The organism is Mycobacterium sp. ITM-2016-00318, from assembly GCF_002968285.2.
Classification (GTDB): Bacteria; Actinomycetota; Actinomycetes; order Mycobacteriales; family Mycobacteriaceae; genus Mycobacterium.
Map to the genome: position 1 here is coordinate 1,927,080 of NZ_CP134400.1, position 25,147 is coordinate 1,952,226.

A 25,147-nucleotide genomic window follows, 5' to 3' on the forward strand; every position below is an offset into this window, starting at 1 on the left:
GCGTGTTGACCGTCGCCGATCACGTCATTTCCGCACTGGCACTCAGCGGCGTGCGCCGCATCTACGGGTGCCCGGTGACAGCCTCAACGGCTTCACCGACACGATCCGACGGGCTCCCGAAATGTCATGGGACCACGTGCGTCACGAGGAGACTGCCGCTTTCGCGGCGGCTGCCGACGAAGGCGTTGTTGGTGTCCCGCGTGGAGGGAGATGTCGAGCGCCAGGCCGCCTTCGAGCGGGTGCGCGCCTTCCGCGAAGGAGTCATCAACGGCGCCGAGGCGTGCCTGCAACACCAGGGGTAGGCCCTCGCGTTTGTCCGTACCTCCTCCCGCCGGTCTCAATCGCGGTACAGATGTAGGGCCACCGCAGGCTCTCATCGGGAGGAACGCACATGACTGGTCAACCAACGACCGTCGATCAGGCGGTGATCGCCAAACATCGCGCCATGTGGGCCACCGGCGACTACCCCAAAATGGCCATCGATCTGGTGTCTCCACTGGGCCCGGTGCTGGTCGAAGCGACACAGATCGGTCCAGGCGACCGAGTGCTGGATGTCGCGGCAGGAACCGGCAATGCAGCCATTCGTGCCGCGCAGGCCGGCGCCGACGTCGTTGCCAGCGACCTGTGCCCCGAACTCTTGGCGGCCGGCGCCGCCGCTGCCGCCGAACTTGGCGTCGAGCTGCAGTGGCGGGAAGCCGACGCCCACGCATTGCCGTTCGGCGACAACGAGTTCGACGTCGTCATGTCGTGCATCGGCGTGATGTTCGCGCCGTTTCACGAGCAGTCCGCCGGCGAGTTGGCCCGGGTGTGTAAACCGGGCGGCAGGATCGGTCTGCTCAGCTGGACACCCGAAGGACACATCGGTCAACTCTTCGGCACCATGAAGCCGTACATGCCGCCTCCGCCGCTCGGGGCCCAGCCGCCCCCGCTCTGGGGCAGCGAGGACCATGTCCGCGCCCTTTTCGGCGACCGCGTCACCGACGTGGTCACCGAGCGCCAGATGCTGGCTGTGAACCTATTCGCCGACGGCGCGGCATTTCGGGACTACTTCAAGCACGCCTACGGGCCGACGATTGCGGCCTACCGCAACATCGAGGGCGCTGCCGACCGAATTTCGGCGCTGGACAGCGACATCGCCCGCATCGGCGACGGCTTCTTCGACGGCGGGGACACCATGCAGTGGGAGTATCTGCTGTTGACCGCGCGCAAGGCCTGACACGATGTCTGCATGCCCGACGACGCGCAGCAGCTACCGACACTGAGAAGGGCCGACCGAGCCGCCCTGAAGACCTGGGTGCGACAGCAGAACCTCGGTTCGGATGTCACCGACGTGGCACCGCTGACCGGCGGCACCCAGAACATCGTGGTGCGGGTGCACATCGATGGGCGGCCGATGGTGCTGCGCCGCCCGCCGCTTCATCCGCGGCCGACGAGCGACAAGACGATGCTGCGCGAGATCGCGGCGCTGCGCACGCTGGCGGGCACCGATGTGCCGCACCCCGGCTTCATCGCGGGCTGCGAAGACCTCGACGTGCTCGGCGTCGTCTTCTACCTCATGGAGGAGATCGACGGTTTCAACCCCGGCAGTGAGGTGGCCGAGGCGTACGTCCGTGACGAGACGATGCGCCACGACGTCGGCCTCTCCTACGCCGCCAACCTCGCGCGGTTGGGCAATGCCGCGTGGGAAGGCAAGCCGCTCGCGGAACTGAAACGGCCGGGATCGTTCGTGGAACGCCAGGTTCCGCAGTTCCTCCGGCTGCTCGAAAGCTACCGCCACGACCGCTACGAGCCCGAATCGCTCGCCGTCACCGACCTCGCCGACTGGTTGCAGGCCAACCTGCCCCCCGACAGCGAGCCGGGAGTCATGCACGGCGACCCGCATCTGAGCAATGTCCTGCTCCGCCGCGACAAACCCGAGTTGGCGGCGTTCGTCGACTGGGAGATGTGCACCGTCGGTGACCCGCTTCTCGATCTCGGCTGGATGCTGATCACCTGGCCGCTGAACACTTCCACGATCACCGCCGGCGGTGCACTGGCCGCGGTTGGGGGGCTCGCCAGCAGGCGAGAACTGCTCGAGGCCTACTGGACCGCGGGCGGACGCGAGACCTCGAACCTGGATTGGTACATGGCGATGGCGTGCTTCAAGCTCGGCGTCGTCATCGAGGGAACCTGGTCGCGCTATCTGATGGGCAAGGCGAGCCGCGACGCCGGTGAAGCCCTCCACGCCAATGCTCAGCACCTGATCGACATCGGTACCCGGGTCGTCAAGGGGGACAACCCTTTCGAACTGACTTAGCGATACGCGTCGATCCCGAGCTTGACGGCCAACGCCAACCCGGGACGCTCATGATGCATACGGTCGCGAAGCTGCGCCGGCGCCTTCTCGACTTCGGGAGCATCTCGTGTGCGGAGTGGTATGCGGCATCGCGCGACAGCATGGCGACCCGCCGCAACGGCAGGGCCGATCACCGGCCGTTCGTCCCGTTATTCGTTCGCCTGCTCGGCTAGCGGTTGGCAGACCCGCTTGTGCGCGGTGAGCAGCAGATGATCGGCGCGCTCGCGAATGGCTGCGGGCATGTCCAGATGGCTGGTGAAGTCGACGATGAGCTGGCTGACAAGCTTGCGCAGCTTGGTATTCGTCTCCTGTGAGCGCCACACCAGGATGTCGAACGCGTGCTCGGCCGGAATCCCGTATACGGCCATCAGGATGCCCTTGGCCTGTTCGATCTGCGAGCGGTGCTCCGTGAAATCCGCGATCGCGGCGTCGACGTCCAAGTCCTCTCCTAAATCGCTGAGATCGACGTAGAAGCCCTGACTGCCCACCACCTGGCCGCCTGGCTCGCGAAGTTGTTCGCCGACGACGAGCACGCTGCGGGTGCGGCCCGACTTGTCGATGATTCGGTGCCTACTGCGGAACGGCTGACCATGGCCCGTCATCGCCTCGATCAGGAGCGCAACCTTCGCGGCGTCGTCCGGGTGCTTGTGTGACAGCACCAATGCCGTGGTCGGCTGCAGGGTGCCGCTCTCGTAGCCGTGCATATGCGCTACGGCGTCCGACCACTCCCAACGGTCGTCGGCGCGGTAGTAGCGAAAGGCGCCGATCCGGTCCCGTGGCCGAATGACCCGCGCTCCATCCACGTCAGCGCTGTTGCTTCTCAACGCCAGCCCACCCCTGTCCACCTGCGGCTCAAGTAGAGGAAGGATCCCACCTGCGGTGTCCGCGAGCAGCGCACGCAGCGAAAAGAACCGGGTCACGACGGTCCGAAAAACGAAGTTGCACCTGCTCGCGGAGCAGGACTACTGTCTTGGACGTGCCGAGACGACTCGTAGTAGCACTCCCCAGCGGGGTCTGATCCTGACCGACCCCTCGCTGTGGGTCGTTGCTACGTCGTCGGTCGCTCCTTCTAACAGGCAGACACCGGCACATGACATCTTCACCACAATTCGCAACCAGCGCAGCGCCGCCGTCGGCGACCGTTGCGGACTGCTTCGCCGCACCGTTGCCGCGGGGCCTGCGCAGGGAGGTCGAGGCGATGGACTGGGACATGTTCCGCAACACCTATGCCCCGATTTCGGGTCCGTTGCGGCTGGGCCAGTGGACTTGTACCGACAAAGAGTGCTCAGCGGCGCGAATGGGTCCGCAACCACGGCATTATCAGGCGACGCTGGCGATCGGTGACCGGATCAGCACCGCGACGGCTGCGGCGTCGGGTCCGGTGGCCGCGCTCACCGAGATGCTCCATGACCAAGGCATCGCACTGGAGATGACGTCGTTTCACCAACTTCCCGCCGGGGGCGAAACCGCTACCTTCATCCGGGGCACCAGCGGTACGCGCGACGAATGGGCGATGGGGCTCGCAGAGGACGCCACACAATCGGCGCTGCGGGCGGTCATCGCGTGCGCGAACCGGCTGTTGTCTGCCCCCTAGCGGCCGGCGCCGGACGCATCGTCAACGCAAGGGCCGCAACACGATCGGCATGCCGTCCATCGGGACCGGCATACCGCCGTAGTCGTAGCGCGGCTCATATCCCGGGCGGGGCAGCTCGAGGCGGTAGCGGCGCAGCAGCCGGTGCATGATCGTCTTGATCTCGAGCTGGCCGAAGACCATGCCGATGCATTTGTGCGCCCCACCGCCGAACGGAGTGAACCCGTACCGGTGTTTCTTGTGCTCGTTGCGTGGTTCGGCGAAGCGGTCCGGGTCGAACTTGTACGGGTCGGGGTAAATCTCTTCGAGCCGGTGGTTCATCCCCGGGTACGCGATCACGTTGGTGCCCTTGGGCAGATAGTGCCCGAGCAGTTCGGTGTCGCGCACGGTTTGCCGCATCGCCCACTGCACGGGTGACACCAGCCGAATGGACTCGTTCATCACCAGATCGAGCGACTCGAGCTTCTCGAGTGCGTCGATGTCGAGTGGGCCGTCACCGAGCCGGTCAGACTCATCGCGACACCGTTCCTGCCATTCGGGGTTGGCCGCCAGGTAGTAGGACATGGTCGTCGCGGTGGACGTCGATGTGTCGTGGGCGGCCATCATCAGGAAGATCATGTGGTTGACGATGTCCTCGTCGGAGAACTTATTGCCCTCTTCGTCCTCCGAATGACACAGCACCGTCAGGAGGTCGTTGCCGTCCTTGCCGCGGCGCTCCTTCACCCGCTCGGAGAAGTAATTCTCCAGGTACTCGCGGGCTTTGAGCCCCCGCCACCAAGTGAACGGCGGCACGCCTTTGCGAATGATGGCGTTGCCGGCACGCGTCGTGACGGTGAAGGCCCGGTTCACCTTGGTCACCAATTCCTTGTCGGTGCCCGGTTCGTGACCCATGAACACCATCGACGCGATGTCTAGGGTCAGTTCCTTCATCGCCGGGTACAGCAGGAAGCGCGCATCGTTGGCGACCCAGTCTTTGGCAATGACCTGCGAGACCACATGATCGACCTGTTCGGTGTAGCCGGCCAGCCGGGTGCGGACGAATGCCTCCTGCATGATCCGCCGATGGAACATGTGCTCCTCGAAGTCGAGGAGCATCAGCCCGCGGTTGAAGAACGCCCCGATCATCGGGGTCCAGCCTTGTTGCGAGTAGTCCTTGTTGCGGTTGGAGTAAATGGCCTGTGCCGCGTCGGGACCCAGCGCTGTCACATACGGAATGAACGGCGAGTCCATCAGGAAAACCGGACCGTGCTTGCGGTACAGATGCAGAAAGTAATCAGGGCCGCCGCGAAACATCTCGACCATGTGTCCGATGATCGGCAACCCGAGGTCACCCTTGACCTGCTTGAGGTCGCTGCCCGCGGGCGGCTCGGCCATCGACGTCTGTGGCCACTCGCGGGCCAGTAGACGCTTCTCCAGCAGGCCCATGCCAGGGATCGTGAGAATCGGCGACGTCGTGATACGCCGCCTGGCCTGGTCGAGAACGTAGTCACTGGTGCTGATCGTCGGCATTGCGATGCTCCTGAGGGCAAAAGACTGTGGCCGTTGTCACTCCTATCTTCATACTGAATGGCAGACTTGACGCATGTCAAGTTTTGCCATGGTGAATCGTAATGCCAAGGTTGATGGACATGACCGCTGAATCTGCACCTCAGGGGATCCGCCGCAGTCGTGGGGACCGGCAGCGCGATGCGATCGTCTCGGCGGTTCGTGAACTGCTGCACGAGCGGTCGTTCGCCGACCTTTCGGTCAGCACCATCAGCGAGCGTGCAGGCGTGGCACGATCCGGCTTCTACTTCTATTTCGACTCGAAGTACGCAGTGCTCGCGGTGATCCTGGCCGATGCAAGCGAGTTGCTCGACAGCCTGACGCATCATTTCGCCTCGCGTGAGCCGGGGGAGACGCCCGCGGCCTTCGCCAAGCGGATGGTCGGAAGCGCGGCGGCCGTGTACGCCAACGACGATCCCGTGTTGAGGGCCTGCGCGGTGGCTCGCAACACCGATGCTCAGATTCGCGAGATGATGGACGACTTCTACGACGGCATCATCGACAAGCTGATCACCTTGTTGGAGCAGGATTCCGAGGCTCGGCCCATCTCCGACGACCTGCCCGCTCTGGTCCGCACGCTGGCGGCCACAACGACGATGACACTGACAAAGGACAGCGCGTTCGTCGGCCGTGACGACGACGCCGGCCGTGCCGTCGATGCGCTCGAGCGTCTGTGGATCTCCGCCATCTGGGGTAGCGAATACCTTCTGAAGAATTAGATCAGTAAGGTCAGCGCCATGGCGCAGAACAGGTTTGACGGCAAACATTGCTTCCTGACGGGCGCCGCCAGCGGCATCGGGCGCGCAACCGCGCTGAAACTCGCGGCGCAGGGCGCCGTGCTGTACCTCACCGACCGAAATGCCGAAGGCCTCGAGACGACGGTCGCCGACGCCCGCGCGCTCGGCGCTGAGGTGGCCGCTCACCGCGCGCTCGACATCTCCGACTTCGACGAGGTCAGCCGTTTCGCGGCCGACATCCACTCCAGCCACCCCGCCATGGACGTGGTGATGAACATCGCGGGCGTTTCGGCGTGGGGCACCGTCGACCGGCTCACCCACGAGCACTGGCGCTCGATGGTCGACATCAATCTGATGGGGCCGATTCACGTGATCGAGTCGTTCCTGCCGCCGATGGTGCAGGCGCGCCGCGGAGGCCATCTGGTCAATGTGTCCTCGGCGGCGGGCTTGGTCGCACTGCCGTGGCACGCCGCCTACAGCGCCAGCAAGTACGGCCTTCGAGGGCTTTCCGAGGTGCTGCGTTTCGATTTGGCGCGCCACCGCATCGGCGTGTCGGTCGTGGTGCCCGGTGCGGTGAAAACGCCTCTGGTGCAGACGGTTCAGATCGCAGGCGTGGACCGCGACCACCCGGACGTGCAGAAGTGGACGAGCCGGTTCACCGGACATGCCGTGTCGCCGGAACATGTCGCCGACCGGATCCTGCGCGGTGTGGCCAGGAACAGGTTCCTCATCTACACCTCATCGGACATCCGCGCGCTGTACATGTTCAAGCGTGCGGCCTGGTGGCCCTACAGTGTCGCGATGCGGCAGGCCAACGCCGTGTTCAGCCGCGCGCTGCGGCCCGGACTGCAGTAGCGACCGTCAGCGTTTACCCCAATCCCACGCCGGCGCAGTGAGCATGCCGACACCCTCGATGCGCGTCTCGCCGAGGTCTTTGTAAAGCGGGAGTTCCACTGCAGGTGCATCGGCGTCGGCATCGGCGACGCTCGCGGTACCGAGGAACTTCAGCATCGCCTTCGAATGGGTGACGACCACCACCTGGGTCACGTTGGCGGCCGATGCGATCAGAGATGCCAACGGCCGCAGCAGGTCCGGGTGTAGTGACGTCTCCGGCTCGTTGAGCACCATCAGCGACGGCGGCTGCGGACTGCACAGCGCGGCGGCCCACAGAAGAAATCTCAGTGTGCCGTCCGAGAGTTCAGTGGCGCGCAGCGGACGCAGCATGCCCTTCTGCTGCAGTTGGAGGTCGAACAACCCGTCGTGCACGGCGACCGACACCGAGGCGCCGTCGAAGGCGTCGGCCACGGCGCGGGCGAAGTCGTCGAAGCCGGCCTCGAGGATCGTCTGAACCGCGGCCGCCAGGTCGCGGCCGTCGTCGGAGAGCACGGGTGTGCGGGTGCCGACCTGCGGGCGGCGTGATGGTGCCGTCGCATCGACACGGAAGCCGTCGTAGAACCGCCAGGTGCGCAGGCGGTGGCGAACGGCGGCCAACTCGGGATGGGCGCCGGGATGGGCGTACTCGGCGAGCACGCTCCGGTAGGAGGGCAGGGATCGCGACACCTCGTCGAAGCCGTTGCCTGATTCCGCGCTCGCTTCGACGTAGTCGCGGGTGCGTTTCACCAGCGTCGAACCACGGCGCATCACCGGACCTGCGAACACCACCTCGCGTTTGATTTCCGGGTCGAGGGTGAACAGCGACTTGTGTCCGGCCATCTGCGGCATGCCGAGGTCGACGAGATAGCCGAAATCGTCTGATGCGAAACCCAGTTCGAGTGCGACGGGGGCGGTGCGCGTCGTGCCTTCGATGCGCCCGGTGCGGCGCGCCCCGGCCGGCTGCTCGGGGCCCGCCCAGAGCACCGAGTCGAGGCCACCCTCGCGGGCGAGCGACCCGATCACTTCTCCGCGCCCGCAGTCGGCGAGTAACCGCAACGCCCGGTACAGCGAGGACTTGCCGGTGCCGTTGGCGCCGGTGACGACCGTTAGCCGGCGAACCGGCAGCACGATATCGCGCAGCGACCGATATCCCCTGATGGCGATCGTCTGCAGCATGTGCCGAGGATATTGCGCCGGTCTGACTCAGTAGCCGTCCGGCGGCGGCGCGAGCTCGAGCCGAACACCGAGCAGCCGGACGGGCCGGTCGAGTTCGAACTGGCCGAGCAGCTGCAACGCCGTCTGCGTGATGAGGTCGCCGTCGGTGCCCGGGGTCGCAAGCTTGCGGATCTTCGTGCGGGTGAAGAACGTCTTGGTGCGCACCGTCACGGCCACCCGGGTGACAATGCGACCGGCATCGATGATCTCGGCGAGAGTCTTGCGAGCGAGATCGACGACGGCGGCGTCGACCTCGCCACGTTCGGTCAGGTCCTCGGGGAAGGTGATGACGTGACTGCGCGATCGCGGCACCCACGGCGCTGCGCTGACGTTGGTGTCGCCGCCGCCCTTGGCCAGCAGCAGAATCCAGAGCCCGGTGGTCGGCCCGAACGTGGACGTCAGCAGCGCGGCATCGGTGGCGGCCAGGTCGGCAACGGTCGTGATACCGAGCCCGGCAAGCTTTTTAGCGGTTTTCGGGCCGACGCCCCACAGCGCGTCGACCTCGCGGTCGCCCATGACAGCCATCCAGTTGGATTCGGTGAGCGCAAAGATCCCCGGTGCTTGATCTGCTGCTCGCGCACGCGACGGCTTGCCGAAGCCGGTGGCCACCTTCGCACGTTGCTTGTTGTCGCTGATGCCCACCGAGCACGACAGACCCGTACCCGCCGCGACGGCCTCGCGGATCTGTTCGGCCAGCGCGATCGGGTCATCGACCTCGGCGCCGACATACGCCTCGTCCCAGCCCCAGACTTCGACCGGATGACCGAGATCGCGCAGCAAGCCCATCACCTCCTCGGATGCTTCGTCATAGGCGTCGGTGTCCAACGGCAGAAACACCGCGTCGGGACATTTGCGCGCCGCTGTGCGCAACGGCATTCCGGCGTGGACGCCGCAGTCGCGTGCGGGATAGGACGCGCATGTCACGACCTTCCGCGGTTCGGTGGGATCGCCGTTGCCGCCGACGATGATCGGAAGACCGGCGAGTTCGGGGTTGCGGCGCACTTCGACCGCGGCCTGGAACTGGTCGAGGTCAACGTGCAGCACCCAGGGGGTCACGTGCCACAGAGCTTGCGCGCCAAGCTCTCCCATTTGTCACCGAGGGACTTCAGTGTCTCGCCGCGATCGGTGAGTTGGTGGTGCACGTAGTCGGCGTCGAGCAGTGCCAGCAGTGCATCGGTTTGGGCGTCGAGATCACCGGTGGTGTCCGCAGTGGCCAGCAGTAGTCGGACATGGGTGTGCTGAACCATCGCGGGCGCGCTGTAGCGGGTCGCCATGTCGCGATTGGCCGCCGATAGCAAGGCCTGATGTTTGTGGGCGAAGGCCAGCCGTTCGCGCCCGAACGCCAGCAGCCGTTCCAGCGGCGGAGCATCAGGACCCAGCGGAGGCGGGCCGAAGAGAAACGCTTCCTGGCTGGCTTTCTCGTCCTCGTCGAGAAGGACCATCATCAGTCCGGCCCGGCTACCGAACCGGCGGAACACCGTGCCCTTGCCGACCCCGGCTGCCGCCGCGATGTCGTCCATCGAAACCGCGCCGGCGCCCTTCTCGGCGATGAGCTTGCGCGCGGCGTCGAGCAGCAGCGCCCGATTGCGCGCGGCGTCACCCCGCTCCTGCGGGGCGGTGACCGGAAGGCTCATTTCTGCACTTTAACGCAGCCGGAATAATTCGGACCATGGTCCGGTTGGCTCGTGCAAGGATGGACAACCGCGGTTTGTGGCGTTGGGAGATCCGACGAGAACTCATCGAAGGGAACGAGGATGACAGAAGTCAAAATTCTGGCACTGGTGGGTAGTCTTCGGGCCGCTTCGATCAACCGGCAACTGGCCGGACTGGCGGCCGAGACGGCACCAGAAGGTGTTTCGGTCACGGTCTTCAACGGGCTGGGCGAACTACCCTTCTACAACGAGGACATCGACGACGAGAACGCGCCGGCCTCCGTCGTCGCGCTGCGCACGGCCGCCGCCGAGGCCGACGCGGCCCTCGTCGTCACTCCCGAATACAACGGCAGCATTCCCGGTGTGCTGAAGAACGCGATCGACTGGTTGTCGCGCCCGTTCGGAAACAGCGCGCTGAAAGACAAACCGACGGCCGTCATCGGCGCGGCAATGGGGCGGTACGGCGGCGTATGGGCGCATGACGAGACTCGAAAGTCCTTCGGCCTCGCCGGGCCGTGCATCGTCGAGGACCTCAAGCTGTCGGTGCCGGCCAAGTCGCTGGACGGCAAGCACCCAAGGGAAAACGCGGAGGTGGCCGCCAGCCTGCGCGACATCATCGGCAAGCTCGCCGCCCAAGTCGGTTGACGGCTACAGCGGGGGAGTGGCCTCGCGCCGGACTTCACGCGCGCGTCGCTGCCGATGGCTTCGGGGACAGGCAGACGCCCGACTCGGTCGGGCGGCTTTCCTGACCCTAGGTGCTTTGCTGTTACGTCACGGTGACGATCCAGGCTCCAGTCGCTGTCGGTGCCCCCTGGTAGACCTGATGCTAGTGGGCGACACGAACAAAATGTGACGTGCGACACGCCGAGGACGGAATGGGCATCGGCCTTACGACCAGGGAATTTCATAAATGTTGTTTAGAACATGTGGTATCCCTTCTGAATGTCGGACACCAGGTGTAGTGTTTTGCACACCGACAGACCCCCACGGTTCCCAAGCTTTCACGGGTCGGCCGGAGCTCTGAACCCGGCGGAGTCGGTCTCCCGACAGGTCGGCCCAGCAGCCCGGACGGCAGGAATTTTGAGGGCCGGAGGGTCGCTGAACTTCAGCGAGGCGCGGTACCCGATCAGTTGCCAGTCCGTCATTCGTTCCATCCGCAGAGGAGCCGACCGCAGATGAACATCACCGTCTACACCAAGCCGGCATGTGTGCAGTGCAACGCCACCTACAAGGCGCTCGAGAAGCAGGGCATCGCCTTTCAGAAGGTCGACATCACCCTCGACTACGAGGCGCGCGACTACGTGATGGCGCTGGGCTACCTGCAGGCCCCGGTCGTGGTGGCGGGCAACGACCACTGGTCGGGTTTCCGTCCCGACCGCATCAAGGCGCTCGCCGGTTCCGGGGTACTCACCGCTTAATCGGCATCCGACGGCCAGAAGGGAGAATCAGATGAGCAATCTCGTCTACTTCTCCAGCGTGTCGGAAAACACCCACCGCTTCGTCCAGAAGCTCGGTGTTCCTGCGAGCCGGATCCCGTTGCACGGGCGCATCGAGGTCGACGAACCCTACGTGCTGGTGCTGCCCACCTACGGCGGTGGGCGCGCCACCCCAGACGTCAATGACGGTGGCTACGTCCCGAAACAGGTCATCGCCTTCCTCAACAACCAGCACAACCGGTCGCTGATCCGCGGAGTCATCGCGGCCGGCAACAACAATTTCGGTGCGGAGTTCGCCTACGCGGGCAACGTGGTGTCCATCAAGTGTGGCGTTCCGTACCTTTACCGATTCGAACTGATGGGAACCCCGGACGACGTCGAAGCCGTCCGCGCGGGACTTGCCGACTTCTGGAAGGACCAGACGTGTCACCAACCGTCACAGCTGCAGAGCCTGTAACCTCCGCCGCGCCGGGCACGCCCGGTTCGAGCGTCGGCGAGGTCGACTACCACGCGCTCAACGCGATGCTGAACCTGTACGACGCCGACGGCAAGATCCAGTTCGACAAGGACCGCGAGGCCGCGCATCAGTACTTTCGCGAGCACGTCAACCAGAACACGGTCTTCTTCCACGATGTCGATGAGAAGCTCGACTACCTCATCAAGGAGAACTACTACGAGCGCGAGGTGCTCGACCAGTACTCGCGCAACTTCGTCAAGACACTGCTGGGCCGTGCCTACGCCAAGAAGTTCCGGTTCCCGACGTTCCTGGGCGCGTTCAAGTACTACACCAGCTACACGTTGAAGACGTTCGACGGAAAGCGGTACCTCGAGCGCTTCGAGGACCGCGTCGTGATGGTGGCGTTGACGTTGGCCGCAGGCGACACCGGCTTGGCGGAGAAGCTTGTCGACGAGATCATCGACGGCCGCTTCCAGCCGGCCACCCCGACGTTCCTCAACTCGGGCAAGAAGCAGCGCGGCGAGCCGGTGAGCTGCTTCCTGCTGCGCATCGAGGACAACATGGAGTCCATAGGACGCTCCATCAACTCGGCGCTGCAGCTGTCCAAGCGCGGTGGCGGAGTTGCCCTGCTGCTCACCAACATCCGTGAGCACGGCGCACCGATCAAGAACATCGAAAACCAGAGCTCGGGCGTCATCCCGATCATGAAGCTGCTGGAGGACTCGTTCTCCTACGCCAACCAGCTCGGCGCGCGCCAAGGCGCCGGCGCGGTATACCTGCACGCTCACCATCCGGACATCTACCGGTTCCTCGACACCAAACGTGAGAACGCCGACGAGAAGATCCGCATCAAGACGCTGAGCCTGGGTGTGGTGATCCCCGACATCACCTTCGAGCTCGCGAAAAAGAACGAGGACATGTACCTGTTCTCGCCGTACGACGTCGAACGCGTCTACGGGCTTCCGTTCGCCGACATCTCGGTCACCGAGAAGTACTACGAGATGGTCGACGACGCGCGGATCCGAAAGACGAAGATCAAAGCCCGCGAGTTCTTTCAGACGCTGGCCGAGCTGCAGTTCGAGTCCGGCTACCCGTACATCATGTACGAGGACACGGTGAACCGGGCCAACCCGATCGAGGGCAAGATCACCCACAGCAACCTGTGCTCGGAAATCCTGCAGGTGTCGACGCCGTCGGTGTTCAACGACGATCTGACCTACGCCAAGATCGGCAAGGACATCTCGTGCAACCTCGGCTCGATGAACATCGCGAAGACGATGGACTCACCCGATTTCGCGCAATCCATCGAGGTGGCGATCCGCGCGCTGACCGCGGTGAGCGATCAGACCCACATCTGGTCGGTGCCGTCGATAGAGCAGGGCAACAACGACTCTCACGCGATCGGCCTCGGGCAGATGAACCTGCACGGATACCTGGCGCGCGAGCGGATCCACTACGGCTCCGAAGAGGGTGTGGACTTCACCAACATCTACTTCTACACGGTGCTGTATCACGCGCTGCGGGCATCCAACCGGATCGCGATCGAGCGCGGCGCTCACTTCAAGGGCTTCGAGAAGTCGAAATACGCGTCAGGGGAGTTCTTCGACAAGTACACCGAGCAGGTGTGTGCGCCTACGACCGAGAAGGTGCGCGATCTGTTCGCCGAGGCGGACATTCGCATTCCGACGCAAGAGGACTGGCTCAAGCTCAAGGAGTCGGTACAGAAGCACGGTATCTACAACCAGAACCTGCAGGCGGTGCCGCCGACCGGGTCGATCTCCTACATCAACCACTCGACATCGTCGATCCACCCGGTGGCGAGCAAGATCGAGATCCGCAAAGAAGGCAAGATCGGCCGCGTTTACTATCCGGCGCCGTATCTGACCAACGACAACCTCGAGTACTACCAGGACGCCTACGAGATCGGCTACGAGAAGATCATCGACACGTACGCCGCGGCCACCCAGCACGTTGACCAGGGCCTGTCGCTGACGCTGTTCTTCAAGGACACCGCCACCACGCGCGATGTCAACAAGGCGCAGATCTACGCGTGGCGCAAGGGAATCAAAACCTTGTATTACATCCGGCTGCGGCAGATGGCGCTCGAGGGCACCGAGGTCGAGGGCTGCGTCTCCTGCATGCTGTAGGAGGGGCCTAGCACCGCCAGCGGATAAACGATGGCCCAGGGGCCGAGTGTGGGTCCGCTGCACGCGGGGTGCGGAGTCGCTGTGCAGTCATACCCACACTCGGCCGGGCGGCCCTGCTACGCGACGGAGACTGCCTGGAGGTCGGGCAGGCGCGTCAGCACAGGCCTTTTCGGAGGGGTCTTGGGTCCGGATATGTCCTCCGTTTTCAGCTCGTGGTCGATCCAGCACTCGCCCGTCTTCTCATCGAAGGTGCCGCCGTAGAACACACAGCAGACGCCGAACTCAGTGGTGTCGGGATGCTCTGCTGCGCATTCCCAGAAGTCGTCGCTGACCGGCGCCGCGTTGGCAGTCGCGACGAGTCCCGTGACTAGGCCGAAGGTCATCGCGGCGGTCGCGAGAAGTCGCTTGATGTTCATGCAGCCAGGGTGCTGCGAAAACACGCTCGGCAAAACGGGGCGCATGCCCGCAGTGGGTGCCCGCAAGTAGGGGGCGCCGCGACGGCCGGCGATAGGGGCATAGGGGACGCCGAGCGCGCAGTTGGGTACGCGACACGCCGCACGCAGCGTACAAAAGTGCGCACTGGTGCCGAGCGGACCTACTTGTACTTGTGCTGCGGGCCCTGTTCCTTCTTGTACAAGGCCTTGAGCATCCGGTCGCGGAAGAACGCGTTGTCGATGAACTTGATGCCGGTGTTCGCCACCACCGGGATGCCCGCCAGCTTGTGGAAATAGCGGCCGCGCTTGTACTCGCGTCCCCAGGCGGCTTCCATTCGCTGCGCATAGTTGGTGAAGTCGTCGGGCCCGCCGTTGGTCAGCGCGGCGATCGCGCATTCGCCCGCGGCCAGACCGGATTCGAGCGCCTTGGAGATACCGGCACCCGACGCCGGCTTGCCGGCGCCGAGCGAGTCGCCGGTGAACAGCACACCGGGCCGCCACGGCGGCCATGCGGTGAAGCCCATCGGCAACCGCCACGCCCGCACGCTCTTGTTCTTCTTCAGGTCTTCGATCGCGGGCAGCTCCCAATCGCCGGGCAGCGTGCGCAGGAAGTCGCCCAGAAACTGCGTCGCGTTGATCGACTGCCAGTTCTTGTAGCTGTTGACGTAGCCGAGGCCGATGTTGAAGACCCCGTTGCCCATCGGGAACACCCAGCCGTAGCCGGGCAGCTGGTCACCCTGGAACTCCAGCTTCAGGTAGATGTCCAACGAATCCGAATCGGGGCGGTTCGCGTGCATCTCCGAGCGGATGGCGATCGCCGAGTAACCGTTGTACTCCGAATCGATCTTCAGCGCCCGCTTGATGGGGGAGTAGGCCCCGTCGGCGGCGATGACCGCGTCGCCGTACACCTTCTCGCCGCTCTTGAGCACAACACCCACCACGCTGCCGTTCGCGTCGAACTCCGGGCCGGTCACCTCCGCGCCCTGCCGTACCTCGGCACCCGCCGACTCGGCGTGCTTCAGCAGGAGGGTGTCGAGGTGCTCGCGGCTGACCGTGTGACCGTGATCCGGCATCCCGGGGCGCTTGGGGAACGACAGCTCCCACTGGCTCGGGCTGAACACCGTGACACGGTTGACCCGGTGGAACGTGGCGACCTCGTCGGCCAGACCCATCTTCTGCAGGTAGCTCACCGCGCGGGCGGTCAATCCGTCACCGCACGGCTTGGCTCGAGGGAACTCCGCCTTGTCGAGCACCACTACCTTGGCGCCGGTCTGCGCGGCCTGCCATGCGGCAGCCGAGCCCGAGGGGCCTCCCCCTGCAATGACCAGGTCGTATCGCTGGGTCATAACTCTCGTCTCATCGGTTGGCTGTCGCAGAGATACTACCCAAATCGTCGCAGGTCATCTCCCCCTCCAAGTGCCCTGGCGAGGCGTGCCAGCGGCGTGTTCCGCCACGGTCTGAGCAGGTCAGAGAGCCCTAGGCGCGTACAGTGATCCAAATGCGCGGAAGGCCGAAGTCACGCTCCGGTCATGAACCGGGCGTCAAGGTCGACGCCCGAAGTGAACGCTGGCGTGAACATCGCAAGAAGGTGCGGGCGGAGATCGTCGACGCCGCCTTTCGCGCCATCGACCGCCTCGGTCCCGAGCTGTCGCTACGCGAGATAGCCGAGGAAGCGGGGACGGCCAAGCCGAAGATCTACCGGCACTTCACCGACAAGTCGGACCTGTTCCAGGCAATCGGCCAGCGGATGCGCGACATGCTCTGGTCGGCGATCATCCCGTCGGTCAACGTGGAAACCGATTCGGCTCGAGAGATCGTCGGCCGCGGTGTCCAGCACTACGTGGAATTGGTCGACCAGCACCCCAACGTCGTGCGCTTCTTGCTGCAGGGCCGATTCGCCGACCAGTCCGCGGCCGCGATGGCGACGGTCAACAAGGGTCGCGACATCACGCTCGCCATCGCCGACATGGTGAGCAGCGAGCTCGAGGAGATGGAGCTCGACCCGGCGTCGTTCGAGTTGGCGGCGTTCGCGATTTTCGGCACGGCGGCCTCGGCGACGGACTGGTGGCTCGGTGCCGACAACGACAGCCCGCGTCGGATGGCGCCCGACAAGTTCGTCGCGCACCTGGCGACGATCATGATGGGTGCGATCATCGGCACCGGCGATCTGCTCGGCGTGAAGATCGAAGCCGATCAGCCCATCCACACGGCGGTGCGTCGGCAACAACCAGTTGCCTGACCGGATTGCGGTTCTCAGGCGGTCAGTACGAACGCATCGACCGGCTGCCCGCAGCCACGCAGTTCGAGTTGGCGCCGAGGCGCTTCCGTCATCAAGTCGTCGGCGACCCCCGATGCGACGAGTAACTCACCGCCTGCGGCCTGTCGTTGCATCCGCGCCGAGACGTTGACGGGATCGCCAAGGGCGGTGAAGTCGACCACTGATCCGCCAACGTTGCCGACGAACGCCACGCCCGCGTTCACCGCGACCCCCAGCTCAAGCCACGGCCCGTCGTCACTGCCATAACCGACTGCATGCAATAGATCGATCCCGGCTTCGACGGCGCGGCCTCGGTACTCGGGGCCACTGATGCCGCGCACGAAGAAGGCCATCACCTCGTCGCCGATGAGCTTGTCGATCACCGCGTCGTGCCGCAGGAGGGTCCGCGTCGCGGTGATGTAGAACCGGTTGAGTAACGAGGCGAAGTCGGTCGCAGCGCCGCGTCGGCCGAGGACGGTGGATCCGCGAACATCGGCGAAGAGAATCGCGATGTCGACTTCGATGCCGCCCGCGGGCAGCGCATCGCAACACCGACTGCACAGGTTCGGGTTCTTTCGCGACGGGGTGAACCCGGCGGCGGCGAGAACTCGCCCCGCCAGCCCGCCGAACGGGTTGTTGCAGACCTTGCATCGCGGTTCCGATGGGAGATAGCGAAACAGTTTTCGCGCTTTCACCAACGACGCGTGGCCGTCGGTCAGCACCATGTCCCATTCGTTTCGTCCGGCCATAGGCCCGGGGCTCTTGGAGACGTTGGCGATATCCATGGCGACGATGATCGACTTCGAGGGGCATTCGGCACATGAGGCAGGCGCCTCAACTTCGGGCGGCAGGCGCTCAGCCGGGACCATAGAACGGCGCATTCGCGCGGACATCGACGGTTTCGCGTGGAAAATGAGTGTGTGCAACCCACCCAGCCGCTGCGTGAACCCGGCAAAGGCCTGCGCAGAGCCGAGTTGCTGGCCGCGATATCGCTGGCAATTGACCTCGGGCTGGGACAACCGATGGAACACATGCTGCGGTCCTCGTTGATCGCGGGCCGCATCGCCGAAGAGATGGGACTCGACGCACAACGGCGGGCGACGGTGTACTACGCCAATCTGGTCGGCTGGATCGGTTGTCATGCGGATTCTCACGAGCTCTCGGCGCTGTTCGGAGATGACATCGCCTTCCGGGCCGACACCTACGACGTGGACATGGCCGGTCTGCCGTTCCTTAGATTGATGGTCAACCACGTCGGCCGGGGGATGCCTGCGTGGGAACGCGGCATTCGTTCGGCCGCCTTCGTGCTCACCGCCCGCAATCAGGTTGCCAAGCTGATCAATTCGCACTGTTCGTCGGCAGGAGTCCTGTCCGACAGGATGGGGTTGGACCCGCAAGTCAGTGATGCGTTGACGTTCATCTTCGAGCGCTGGGACGGCAAGGGTATGCCCAACGGCGCTCGTGAAGGGGACATCCCGCTCGAAATCCACATTGTGCGGCTCGCCGATGTCGTCGAGGTTCATCTCCGCACGGGCGGTTTCGACCGGGCGCTCGAAGTCGTGCGCGCTCGACGCGGCACACAGTTCAGCCCCGAGGTAGCAGACGTATTCGAGGGAAATGCCGCCGACATCGTCGACGGGTTGCTGGAGATCGACGTCTGGACAGCCGCTTTGGCGCAGGCTCCGGATCGTGGCCGGACACTGGTCGGCAACGAGATCGACGAACTACTCGGTGCCATGGCGGATTTCGTCGACCTCAAATGTCCCAGCTCGCCGGGATACTCGCGAGGAGTCGCCGAATTGGCGGCTGCCGCCGCCCGGATTCGGCGGATGCCCGACACCGAGGTGACCCGGCTCTACCGGGCAGGCCTTGTGCACGGTCTTGGCAAACTGGGTGTGCCCAACCACATCTGGGAGAAGGCGGGAACGCTCACCACCGCCGAGTCGGAGCGGATGCGAATGTATCCGTATCTGACCGGGCGGATCCTGAGCCGGGTCGATGGCCTGGACTCGGTGGTGTCCCTCGCGACCAAGCACGAGGAACGGATCGACGGGTCGGGTTTCCCCCGAGGCTTGGCCGGTGCAGAGCTGACGGCACAGGACCGGATGCTCGCCGCGACGGTCGCCTATCAGCAGCTACGGGAAACACGTCCCGGCCGCGCCGCTCTCGACTCCGGCGACGCCGCAGACGAATTGCGACGAGAGGCACGCGCTGGACATCACGATGCCGAGTCGGTGGAAGCGGTGTTGACCGCCGCCGGTCACCGGTCCCCGAAGAGGGCGCCCTTCTCGGCGGGCCTCACCGCCCGGGAGGTCGAGGTGCTGCGACTCGTCGCGCAGGGCCGGTCGAATCGTGAGATCGCCGATGAGTTGTTCATTGCGCAGAAGACGGCACGCAACCACGTCGAGCGCATCTACGCCAAGCTGGGAGTGAACAACCGTACGCAGGCGACGCTGGCGGCGATCGACCGCGGTCTGGCGGGCTCCTCGGTGCAGGCCGCGACGTAGGTCGCGCTGTTTGGGGCAAACGCCCCATGCGATAGCCGATCCCGCGCGTCGATGATCAGGGCCTCACATCAGCCATTGGCTATTACGGAGGCCTCAATCATGACCGGAATCGCACTGGGCACACCCCTTGAGGTGGTGCCGAATACCCAGCGCGGCGGGCGAATCGACGCAATCGACGTGCGCAGGCATGCCGGCGGCCGGCAAATCCTGCAGAAGCTGTCGCTGACGGTGAATCCAGGTGAGCTGGTCGCCCTCGCAGGCGGCAGCGGCGCGGGGAAGACGACCCTGCTGGAGACACTCGCGGGACTTCGGCCGCCGTCCAGCGGTCAGGTCTGGCACGACGGCGTCGTTCGCGGAACCCGGGCGAGCATCGACGCCCGCATCGGGTATGTGCCGCAGGACGACATCATCCATCTGGAGATGCCGCTTCGCCGGACGCTGCGCTATGCGGCCCGACTGCGGCTGCCTGCAGGCACTTCTGCGGCCGAGGCGGACCGTGTGGTCGAGGAGACCATGAGGGATCTCGACCTGGCCGACCGGGCTGACGTACCGGTCCGTGCGCTGTCGGGCGGCCAGCGCAAGCGGGCCAGCATAGCGGTCGAACTGCTGACCCGCCCGAGTCTGTTCTTCCTCGACGAACCGACCTCGGGGCTCGACCCGTCGACCGCAGCCGACGTGATGCGTCTGCTGCGTGGGCTGAGCCGAAGGGGAGTCACGGTGGTTGTGACGACGCACGAGCCCACCGATATCGACAAATGTGATCGGGTGGTGTTCCTCGCTCGCGACGGACATCTCGCCTTCGCCGGAAGTCCGGCCGACGCGCGGCGATATTTCGACGTCCGGGATCTCGACGACATCTACGACAAGCTCGCCAACGAGCACAGCCCCCCGATCTGGGCGAACCGATTCACCGAAAGCCGCTCGCCCAGAATGCAGAACGGTCATGACTTAACACCCATCCCGGCTCACCCGTCACACGTCAAGAGCGCGGGCGTAATCCGGCAGTGGTGGCTCCTGACGCGGCGCAATGTCGATGTCCTCTTTCGCAACCGGCTGACCCTCGCCATCCTGCTCGGCTCGCCGGTGCTCGTCACGGTGATGATGGCGACGCTGTTCAAGCGTGGTGCCTTCGACCCGAGCAGTGCGGCCGACATCGGGCCCGCCCAGATCGTGTTCTGGATCGCGTTCGACGGCTTCTTCTTCGGCCTGACGTACGGCCTGCTGCAGATCGTCGGCGAGATGGCGGTGTTCAGGCGGGAGCGGTTGGCCGGCCTCAGCGTCGGGGCCTACGTGGCCTCCAAAGTCACTGCGCTGCTTCCGGTCTTGGCATTGGTGAGTGCGGTGCTGCTCGGGGTGCTTCGGTTGCTCGGGCGCCTTCCCGCGATGAGCTGGCATGTGTACGCCTTGCTGTTCGTGACGATTGTGGTCGAGGCGACGTCCGCGCTGGCGCTGGGACTGCTGGCCTCGGCTGCCGTCTCCAACGCGGCGCAGGCGGCCTTGGCCCTGCCGATGCTGTGCTTCCCACAGGTTCTGTTCGGTGGGGCCATCGTTCCCGTCGACGATATGGCAACCCCGGGACGCCTGATGAGCTTCGGCTTGGCCAATCGTCACGCGTTCGAGGCACTTGGCCGCGATCTCGACCTCGACCGGTTCACCACTTCGTTGCCTGCGATGTCCGCGTATCGTGACACCTTCAGCGGTGGCACGGCGGCCAACCTGATAGCGCTGGCAACGTTCGCCGTCGTCCTGACGGTGGCGACGGTGTGGGTTCTGCGCCGACGCTCCACGCCAGGCGCATCAAGGCGGTGACGCAGTAGCGCGACGGTGCCCGCGAGATGGCTGGACAAGCGTCTCGCGGGTCCGCGCACGCCCGGGATGGCTGGATCGCGCGCGGTACCCTGATGCCGACGATTACCCGGTACCGCCGATCCCGGGTAGGGCTCACCGACGGCAAGGGGAGACTTCATGACGGAGCCAGTGCACACCCGCGCACTCATCATCGGGACCGGGTTCTCCGGGCTCGGCATGGGTGTCGCGCTGCAGAAGCAGGGTGTTGACTTCCTGATTCTGGAGAAGGCCGACGAGGTCGGCGGGACGTGGCGCGACAACACCTATCCGGGCGCGGCCTGCGATGTGCCGTCGCACCTGTATTCGTTCTCGTTCGCGCCAAAACCGGACTGGGGCTACGTGTTCTCCTACCAGCCCGAGATCCTCGACTACCTCAAAGACGTCACCGACCGCTACGGGCTGCGCCGCAACATCGTGTTCGGCTCGAAGGTGACGCGCGCCGCCTGGGACGACGCCGAATACCGGTGGCACGTGTTCACCGAGACCGGCGAGGAGTACGTCGCGCAGTTCCTGATCTCCGGGGCCGGCGCGCTGCACATCCCGTCCCTGCCGGACATTCCTGGTCTCGACGACTTCGGGGGCCCGGTCTTCCACACCGCGCGGTGGGACCATGATGTCGACCTCACGGGGAAGCGGGTGGCCGTCATCGGTACCGGCGCCAGCGCCATCCAAGTGGTGCCCGAGCTGGTCAAGATCGCCGAGCAGGTGCAGCTCTATCAGCGCACCGCCGCATGGATCAAGCCGAGGATCAACTTCGCGTTCCCTGGTGCGGTCAAACGCGCGTTCCGTTTCGTGCCCGGTCTGCGCAAGGCGTTGCGCGCGGTGACCTACACGACCATGGACAGCCGCGCGATCGCGCTGGCTAAGCGCCCGGAACTGATGAACGTCGCAGCCTGGATGTACAAGGCCAACATGTACCGGTACGTCAAGGATCCCGAGCTGCGCAGGAAGCTGACCCCCCACTACAAGCCCGGCTGCAAACGAATCCTGATCTCGGACAACTTCTATCAAGCCGTCGCCAATCCGAAGTGCGAGCTGATCATCGAGGGAATCGACAGGGTGACGTCTCGGGGCATCGCCACCGTCGACGGAACCGAACGTGAGGTCGACGCCATCGTCTGCGCGACCGGTTTCCATGTCACCGACTGGTACACCTACCTCGACATCAAGGGTGCGGGCGGCGAGGACCTCGGCGATCGCTGGAACCGCGAGGGCGTGATGGCACACCGCGGCGTCACCGTCGCCGATGTGCCCAACGCGTTCCTGTTGCTCGGGCCGAACACCGGTCTCGGGCACAACTCCGTGGTGTTCATGATCGAGGCACAGATCGGCTATGTGGCCGACGCCATCGCCGCCGCCGACGAGGCGGGCGCCGCGGCGATCGCACCGACTCGCGCCGCCCAGGACCGGTTCAACGAGAAGTTGCAGGACGACCTGTCGACCACGGTGTGGCACACCGGTGGTTGCCATAGCTGGTATCTCGACGCCAAAGGCGTCAACCGGTCCTTGTGGTCCGGTCTGGCGTCGGAGTATTGGCTGGCGACCAGGGAGTTCAAGCCCGAGGAGTACACGTTCATCGGGGTCGGCCAGCCCGTAGCTGTCTAGTTGTCGTCCGATTTGGGCGACACGCTCGACACATCATGTTGTGTTGCGGTGCTAAGCCGGACCCCAGGGGTAGTGTCGGTGGCAGGCTGTAGAACGGCTATAGGTCAATCAAACTGCAGGTGAAATGGGGTTCTCGTGAGTGATGGCATGAAGCTGATCGATCGTGTTTCGGCCATCAACTGGAACCGGCTGCAGGACGAGAAGGACGCTGAGGTGTGGGACCGGCTGACCGGCAATTTCTGGTTGCCGGAGAAGGTGCCGGTGTCCAATGACATCCCGTCGTGGGGCACGCTGACGCCCCACGAGAAGGAAATGACCATGCGGGTCTTCACCGGCCTGACGCTGCTGGACACCATCCAGGGCACGGTCGGCGCGGTCAGCCTGATTCCGGATGCGCTGACCCCGCACGAGGAGGCCGTCTACACCAACATCGCGTTCATGGAGTCGGTGCACGCCCGCAGCTACAGCAACATCTTCTCCACGCTGTGCTCCACCGCCGAGATCGACGACGCCTTCCGCTGGTCGGAGGAGAATCCGAACCTCCAACGCAAGGCCGAGATCGTCATGCAGTACTACAAGGGCGACGAGCCGTTGAAGCGGAAGGTGGCTTCAACGCTGCTGGAGAGCTTCCTGTTCTACTCCGGCTTCTACCTGCCGATGTACTGGAGCAGCCGAGCCAAGCTGACCAACACCGCCGACATGATCCGGCTGATCATCCGCGACGAAGCAGTGCACGGCTACTACATCGGCTACAAGTACCAGCGCGGCCTGGCGATGGAGGACGCCGCCACGCAGGCCGAGCTCAAGGACTACACCTACGAGCTGCTGTTCGAGCTTTACGACAACGAGGTGGAATACACCCAGGACCTGTACGACGAGGTCGGCCTGACCGAGGACGTCAAGAAGTTCCTGCGCTACAACGCCAACAAGGCGCTGATGAATCTCGGCTACGAGGCGCTCTTCCCGCGCGACGAGACCGATGTGAATCCCGCTATCCTGTCGGCGCTTTCACCGAATGCGGACGAGAACCATGACTTCTTCTCGGGGTCGGGTTCGTCCTACGTGATCGGCAAGGCCGTCAACACCGAAGACGAGGACTGGGACTTCTAGATTTCTTGGTGGTGAGAAGATTTTCTGTGCCACCTCCATCGCCGTGGCGGGCGTCGGCATAAACGGCAGGCGCGCGTGAAGTGGTAGTCCACCGCTGACCGTCGGAATAACGCTGACCCGCAAGGCCACTGGGGTCCTGGTACACCGGCCAGGGCCGTCTTTAGATGATCCCGACCTCGTCGCTAGGCCTCGGGCAGTACTAGCAGACCGGCGACCGGTCACGCCGACCACTCCGCGATCGGAACCGAACAGTACTGGTTAGGACTACATTCGCGATCATGACAGCCGAACTGACGCAAGACGTTTCCCGCAGGCTCGAATCGGATCGCTACGTGTGGTTGACCACCGTGGCGAAATCCGGCCAGCCTGTACCCCGACTCGTGTGGTTCTTCTTCGACGGCAAGGAGGTGACTGTGTATTCGATGCCGAAAGCCGCGAAGATCGCGCACATCAAGGCCCGCCCGCAGGTCAGCCTGAATTTGGACTCCGATGGCAACGGTAGGGGGACCGTCGTAATCGCCGGTGCTGCCAGAGTCGACGCGGTCGGGGCCGATTCGCTAGCAGACGAGCAATATCAGGCCAAGTACCACGACTACGCCAGCAGCATCGGGATGGGCGAGGAGTATCTGGCCGCGTTTAGCACGCGGTTGAAGATCAGCGTCGACAAGGTGTGGTCAACGCCGTCTGCCGGGTAGGCGATGAACTTTGCAGTACCCATGGTGGGTTCTTTTCTCATCACATGCCGATACGACGGCGCAGAAATTTAGGCAATCTACTGAATGATTGTTCGAAGCTTAGCTCTTGCCCGTAGCGTGAAGCAGAAACAACGGCTTTCCTCGGGGCGTACTTGCGTCGGGAAGTACTTTTTCACGCGTGCGATAATTTTTGCTAGGGTTGCGGATTCCTGCCCACCACGTGGAACGTATCCGTTCTTGGAGTTTCGCCCATCAGAACTGCGAGGGGTTTATGAGAAAGTTCGTCCGCCCATTTTCGAGCGCGATCATCGCCGCCGCTGCAGCCGGTATCCTGATTGCTGCGCCGGTCAACGCCGCCCCGGCCACTGATCCGAACCCTGAGTCGGGGATCGACGACGTACTCAGGAGATGTGCTCTCAGTGGTGACCCCGAGACCTGTACCCGAGAGATTCTCGAAGACGAGTGCACTTCCTCGGCGTGCCTGCGGACGAATCCCAACGACGTCTTTATTGGAGCAGACAATCCGAACGGCCGCAGCATCGGCGCAGCCAAACAGACCGCCGACAGTCCCGGAGCAAGTAACCAGAACCCTAGCCCGGGGCCGACCAATCGGAATACAAACGGCCCCAACGGAAGCAATAAGAACGGCTGACCGGGCTGGGACTTCTCGGAGCGGCGTTGGCGACCGCCGTGAAGATGCCGG

Annotated in this window: 24 protein-coding genes and 1 pseudogene; 17 read left to right on the plus strand and 8 right to left on the minus strand. The window is 64.5% G+C overall.

Annotation, left to right across the window (positions count from 1 at the left end):
* Window positions 1–2: 2 nt before the first annotated feature.
* The 3 genes and pseudogenes from C6A82_RS09285 to C6A82_RS09295 all read left to right on the plus strand — a co-directional run.
* A pseudogene (locus C6A82_RS09285) lies at window positions 3–232 on the plus strand (thiamine pyrophosphate-binding protein); the annotation flags it as partial.
* 159 nt (window positions 233–391) lie between these two features.
* A complete protein-coding gene (locus C6A82_RS09290) occupies window positions 392–1,216 on the plus strand; it encodes a class I SAM-dependent methyltransferase (RefSeq protein WP_105345722.1) in 825 nt (274 codons plus the stop codon).
* 12 nt (window positions 1,217–1,228) lie between these two features.
* A complete protein-coding gene (locus C6A82_RS09295) occupies window positions 1,229–2,296 on the plus strand; it encodes a phosphotransferase family protein (protein ID WP_105345724.1) in 1,068 nt (355 codons plus the stop codon).
* A 188-nt stretch (window positions 2,297–2,484) separates the two neighbouring features.
* Here the strand turns inward: C6A82_RS09295 and C6A82_RS09300 are convergent, their stop codons facing one another.
* Window positions 2,485–3,255 (minus strand): PAS and ANTAR domain-containing protein, encoded by a 771-nt coding sequence (locus C6A82_RS09300; RefSeq protein WP_311101760.1) that lies wholly within the window; start codon window positions 3,253–3,255, stop codon window positions 2,485–2,487.
* 170 nt (window positions 3,256–3,425) lie between these two features.
* On the opposite strand from C6A82_RS09300, the gene C6A82_RS09305 reads away from it, so the two are divergent.
* Window positions 3,426–3,929, plus strand: a complete 504-nt coding sequence (locus tag C6A82_RS09305) for a homocitrate synthase (protein ID WP_105345726.1) — start codon at window positions 3,426–3,428, stop codon at window positions 3,927–3,929.
* A 21-nt stretch (window positions 3,930–3,950) separates the two neighbouring features.
* On the opposite strand, the gene C6A82_RS09310 is transcribed toward C6A82_RS09305, so the two are convergent.
* Window positions 3,951–5,435, minus strand: a complete 1,485-nt coding sequence (locus tag C6A82_RS09310; RefSeq protein WP_105345728.1) for a cytochrome P450 — start codon at window positions 5,433–5,435, stop codon at window positions 3,951–3,953.
* Window positions 5,436–5,554: 119 nt separating this feature from the next.
* On the opposite strand from C6A82_RS09310, the gene C6A82_RS09315 reads away from it, so the two are divergent.
* Together C6A82_RS09315 and C6A82_RS09320 are read left to right on the plus strand one after the other, a co-directional pair.
* Entirely contained in the window at window positions 5,555–6,190 is a 636-nt protein-coding gene (locus C6A82_RS09315) for a TetR/AcrR family transcriptional regulator (protein ID WP_105345753.1), read from the plus strand.
* A gap of 18 nt (window positions 6,191–6,208) precedes the next feature.
* Window positions 6,209–7,063: an SDR family oxidoreductase gene (locus C6A82_RS09320; protein ID WP_105345729.1), complete on the plus strand. Its 855-nt coding sequence runs from the start codon at window positions 6,209–6,211 to the stop codon at window positions 7,061–7,063.
* Between the two features lie 6 nt (window positions 7,064–7,069).
* Here C6A82_RS09320 and C6A82_RS09325 read toward each other — a convergent pair whose 3' ends face one another.
* From C6A82_RS09325 to C6A82_RS09335, 3 genes are read right to left on the minus strand one after another with little or no spacing between them, the layout of a single operon-like run.
* Window positions 7,070–8,257, minus strand: a complete 1,188-nt coding sequence (locus C6A82_RS09325; RefSeq protein ID WP_105345731.1) for an AAA family ATPase — start codon at window positions 8,255–8,257, stop codon at window positions 7,070–7,072.
* A 27-nt stretch (window positions 8,258–8,284) separates the two neighbouring features.
* Complete coding sequence (locus C6A82_RS09330; RefSeq protein WP_233216953.1) at window positions 8,285–9,352, minus strand: DNA polymerase IV; 1,068 nt, start codon at window positions 9,350–9,352, stop codon at window positions 8,285–8,287.
* Complete coding sequence (locus C6A82_RS09335) at window positions 9,349–9,930, minus strand: TetR/AcrR family transcriptional regulator (RefSeq protein WP_105345735.1); 582 nt, start codon at window positions 9,928–9,930, stop codon at window positions 9,349–9,351. The genes C6A82_RS09330 and C6A82_RS09335 overlap by 4 nt, the downstream gene beginning before the upstream one ends.
* 120 nt (window positions 9,931–10,050) lie before the next feature.
* Here C6A82_RS09335 and C6A82_RS09340 point away from each other — a divergent pair, with 120 nt between their 5' ends.
* The 4 genes from C6A82_RS09340 to nrdE all read left to right on the plus strand — a co-directional run bounded on the left by C6A82_RS09340 (window position 10,051) and on the right by nrdE (window position 13,988).
* On the plus strand, window positions 10,051–10,593 hold the full coding sequence (locus C6A82_RS09340; protein ID WP_105345737.1) for an NADPH-dependent FMN reductase: 543 nt from the start codon (window positions 10,051–10,053) through the stop codon (window positions 10,591–10,593).
* A 530-nt stretch (window positions 10,594–11,123) separates the two neighbouring features.
* Window positions 11,124–11,366 (plus strand): redoxin NrdH, encoded by a 243-nt coding sequence (locus tag C6A82_RS09345; protein ID WP_105345739.1) that lies wholly within the window; start codon window positions 11,124–11,126, stop codon window positions 11,364–11,366.
* Window positions 11,367–11,397: 31 nt separating this feature from the next.
* Window positions 11,398–11,841, plus strand: a complete 444-nt coding sequence (nrdI, locus tag C6A82_RS09350) for a class Ib ribonucleoside-diphosphate reductase assembly flavoprotein NrdI (RefSeq protein ID WP_105345740.1) — start codon at window positions 11,398–11,400, stop codon at window positions 11,839–11,841.
* Window positions 11,842–11,906: 65 nt separating this feature from the next.
* Window positions 11,907–13,988: a class 1b ribonucleoside-diphosphate reductase subunit alpha gene (gene nrdE, locus C6A82_RS09355; protein ID WP_233216956.1), complete on the plus strand. Its 2,082-nt coding sequence runs from the start codon at window positions 11,907–11,909 to the stop codon at window positions 13,986–13,988.
* A 116-nt stretch (window positions 13,989–14,104) separates the two neighbouring features.
* Here nrdE and C6A82_RS09360 read toward each other — a convergent pair whose 3' ends face one another.
* The gene (locus tag C6A82_RS09360) at window positions 14,105–14,404 is read right to left on the minus strand and encodes a hypothetical protein (RefSeq protein ID WP_105345744.1); all 300 of its coding nucleotides are present in this window, start codon (window positions 14,402–14,404) and stop codon (window positions 14,105–14,107) included.
* Window positions 14,405–14,583: 179 nt separating this feature from the next.
* Complete coding sequence (locus C6A82_RS09365; RefSeq protein ID WP_105345746.1) at window positions 14,584–15,768, minus strand: geranylgeranyl reductase family protein; 1,185 nt, start codon at window positions 15,766–15,768, stop codon at window positions 14,584–14,586.
* 152 nt (window positions 15,769–15,920) lie between these two features.
* Between C6A82_RS09365 and C6A82_RS09370 the strand changes: the two genes are divergently transcribed.
* Entirely contained in the window at window positions 15,921–16,661 is a 741-nt protein-coding gene (locus tag C6A82_RS09370) for a TetR/AcrR family transcriptional regulator (protein WP_105345748.1), read from the plus strand.
* 14 nt (window positions 16,662–16,675) lie between these two features.
* Here C6A82_RS09370 and C6A82_RS09375 read toward each other — a convergent pair whose 3' ends face one another.
* Entirely contained in the window at window positions 16,676–17,548 is an 873-nt protein-coding gene (locus tag C6A82_RS09375) for an adenylate/guanylate cyclase domain-containing protein (protein WP_311101761.1), read from the minus strand.
* Between the two features lie 51 nt (window positions 17,549–17,599).
* On the opposite strand from C6A82_RS09375, the gene C6A82_RS09380 reads away from it, so the two are divergent.
* The 6 genes from C6A82_RS09380 (at window position 17,600) to C6A82_RS09405 (ending at window position 25,096) form a co-directional block, all read left to right on the plus strand.
* Complete coding sequence (locus C6A82_RS09380) at window positions 17,600–19,186, plus strand: HD domain-containing phosphohydrolase (protein WP_396836788.1); 1,587 nt, start codon at window positions 17,600–17,602, stop codon at window positions 19,184–19,186.
* 99 nt (window positions 19,187–19,285) lie between these two features.
* Entirely contained in the window at window positions 19,286–20,995 is a 1,710-nt protein-coding gene (locus tag C6A82_RS09385; protein ID WP_105345750.1) for an ATP-binding cassette domain-containing protein, read from the plus strand.
* 156 nt (window positions 20,996–21,151) lie between these two features.
* Window positions 21,152–22,639, plus strand: coding sequence for an NAD(P)/FAD-dependent oxidoreductase (locus C6A82_RS09390; RefSeq protein ID WP_105344769.1), 1,488 nt, complete (start codon window positions 21,152–21,154; stop codon window positions 22,637–22,639).
* A gap of 147 nt (window positions 22,640–22,786) precedes the next feature.
* Window positions 22,787–23,749 carry a class 1b ribonucleoside-diphosphate reductase subunit beta gene (gene nrdF / locus C6A82_RS09395; protein WP_105344767.1) on the plus strand — a complete coding sequence of 321 codons (963 nt, stop codon included), beginning with the start codon at window positions 22,787–22,789 and terminating at the stop codon, window positions 23,747–23,749.
* A 278-nt stretch (window positions 23,750–24,027) separates the two neighbouring features.
* On the plus strand, window positions 24,028–24,444 hold the full coding sequence (locus C6A82_RS09400; protein ID WP_105344766.1) for a TIGR03667 family PPOX class F420-dependent oxidoreductase: 417 nt from the start codon (window positions 24,028–24,030) through the stop codon (window positions 24,442–24,444).
* A gap of 271 nt (window positions 24,445–24,715) precedes the next feature.
* Window positions 24,716–25,096 carry a hypothetical protein gene (locus C6A82_RS09405; RefSeq protein WP_142405940.1) on the plus strand — a complete coding sequence of 127 codons (381 nt, stop codon included), beginning with the start codon at window positions 24,716–24,718 and terminating at the stop codon, window positions 25,094–25,096.
* The last annotated feature ends 51 nt before the right edge of the window (window positions 25,097–25,147 follow it).

Excerpts from the sequence above, each read along its gene's own strand:
- C6A82_RS09290 (WP_105345722.1), top strand. The coding sequence starts at position 392 with ATGACTGGTCAACCAACGACCGTCGATCAGGCGGTGATCGCCAAACAT.
- C6A82_RS09295 (WP_105345724.1), top strand. The coding sequence starts at position 1,229 with ATGCCCGACGACGCGCAGCAGCTACCGACACTGAGAAGGGCCGACCGA.
- C6A82_RS09305 (WP_105345726.1), top strand. The coding sequence starts at position 3,426 with ATGACATCTTCACCACAATTCGCAACCAGCGCAGCGCCGCCGTCGGCG.
- C6A82_RS09310 (WP_105345728.1), bottom strand. The coding sequence starts at position 5,435 with ATGCCGACGATCAGCACCAGTGACTACGTTCTCGACCAGGCCAGGCGG.
- C6A82_RS09315 (WP_105345753.1), top strand. The coding sequence starts at position 5,555 with ATGACCGCTGAATCTGCACCTCAGGGGATCCGCCGCAGTCGTGGGGAC.
- C6A82_RS09320 (WP_105345729.1), top strand. The coding sequence starts at position 6,209 with ATGGCGCAGAACAGGTTTGACGGCAAACATTGCTTCCTGACGGGCGCC.
- C6A82_RS09325 (WP_105345731.1), bottom strand. The coding sequence starts at position 8,257 with ATGCTGCAGACGATCGCCATCAGGGGATATCGGTCGCTGCGCGATATC.
- C6A82_RS09335 (WP_105345735.1), bottom strand. The coding sequence starts at position 9,930 with ATGAGCCTTCCGGTCACCGCCCCGCAGGAGCGGGGTGACGCCGCGCGC.
- C6A82_RS09340 (WP_105345737.1), top strand. The coding sequence starts at position 10,051 with ATGACAGAAGTCAAAATTCTGGCACTGGTGGGTAGTCTTCGGGCCGCT.
- C6A82_RS09345 (WP_105345739.1), top strand. The coding sequence starts at position 11,124 with ATGAACATCACCGTCTACACCAAGCCGGCATGTGTGCAGTGCAACGCC.
- nrdI (WP_105345740.1), top strand. The coding sequence starts at position 11,398 with ATGAGCAATCTCGTCTACTTCTCCAGCGTGTCGGAAAACACCCACCGC.
- nrdE (WP_233216956.1), top strand. The coding sequence starts at position 11,907 with ATGCTGAACCTGTACGACGCCGACGGCAAGATCCAGTTCGACAAGGAC.
- C6A82_RS09360 (WP_105345744.1), bottom strand. The coding sequence starts at position 14,404 with ATGAACATCAAGCGACTTCTCGCGACCGCCGCGATGACCTTCGGCCTA.
- C6A82_RS09365 (WP_105345746.1), bottom strand. The coding sequence starts at position 15,768 with ATGACCCAGCGATACGACCTGGTCATTGCAGGGGGAGGCCCCTCGGGC.
- C6A82_RS09370 (WP_105345748.1), top strand. The coding sequence starts at position 15,921 with ATGCGCGGAAGGCCGAAGTCACGCTCCGGTCATGAACCGGGCGTCAAG.
- C6A82_RS09375 (WP_311101761.1), bottom strand. The coding sequence starts at position 17,548 with ATGGTCCCGGCTGAGCGCCTGCCGCCCGAAGTTGAGGCGCCTGCCTCA.
- C6A82_RS09385 (WP_105345750.1), top strand. The coding sequence starts at position 19,286 with ATGACCGGAATCGCACTGGGCACACCCCTTGAGGTGGTGCCGAATACC.
- C6A82_RS09390 (WP_105344769.1), top strand. The coding sequence starts at position 21,152 with ATGACGGAGCCAGTGCACACCCGCGCACTCATCATCGGGACCGGGTTC.
- nrdF (WP_105344767.1), top strand. The coding sequence starts at position 22,787 with ATGAAGCTGATCGATCGTGTTTCGGCCATCAACTGGAACCGGCTGCAG.
- C6A82_RS09400 (WP_105344766.1), top strand. The coding sequence starts at position 24,028 with ATGACAGCCGAACTGACGCAAGACGTTTCCCGCAGGCTCGAATCGGAT.
- C6A82_RS09405 (WP_142405940.1), top strand. The coding sequence starts at position 24,716 with ATGAGAAAGTTCGTCCGCCCATTTTCGAGCGCGATCATCGCCGCCGCT.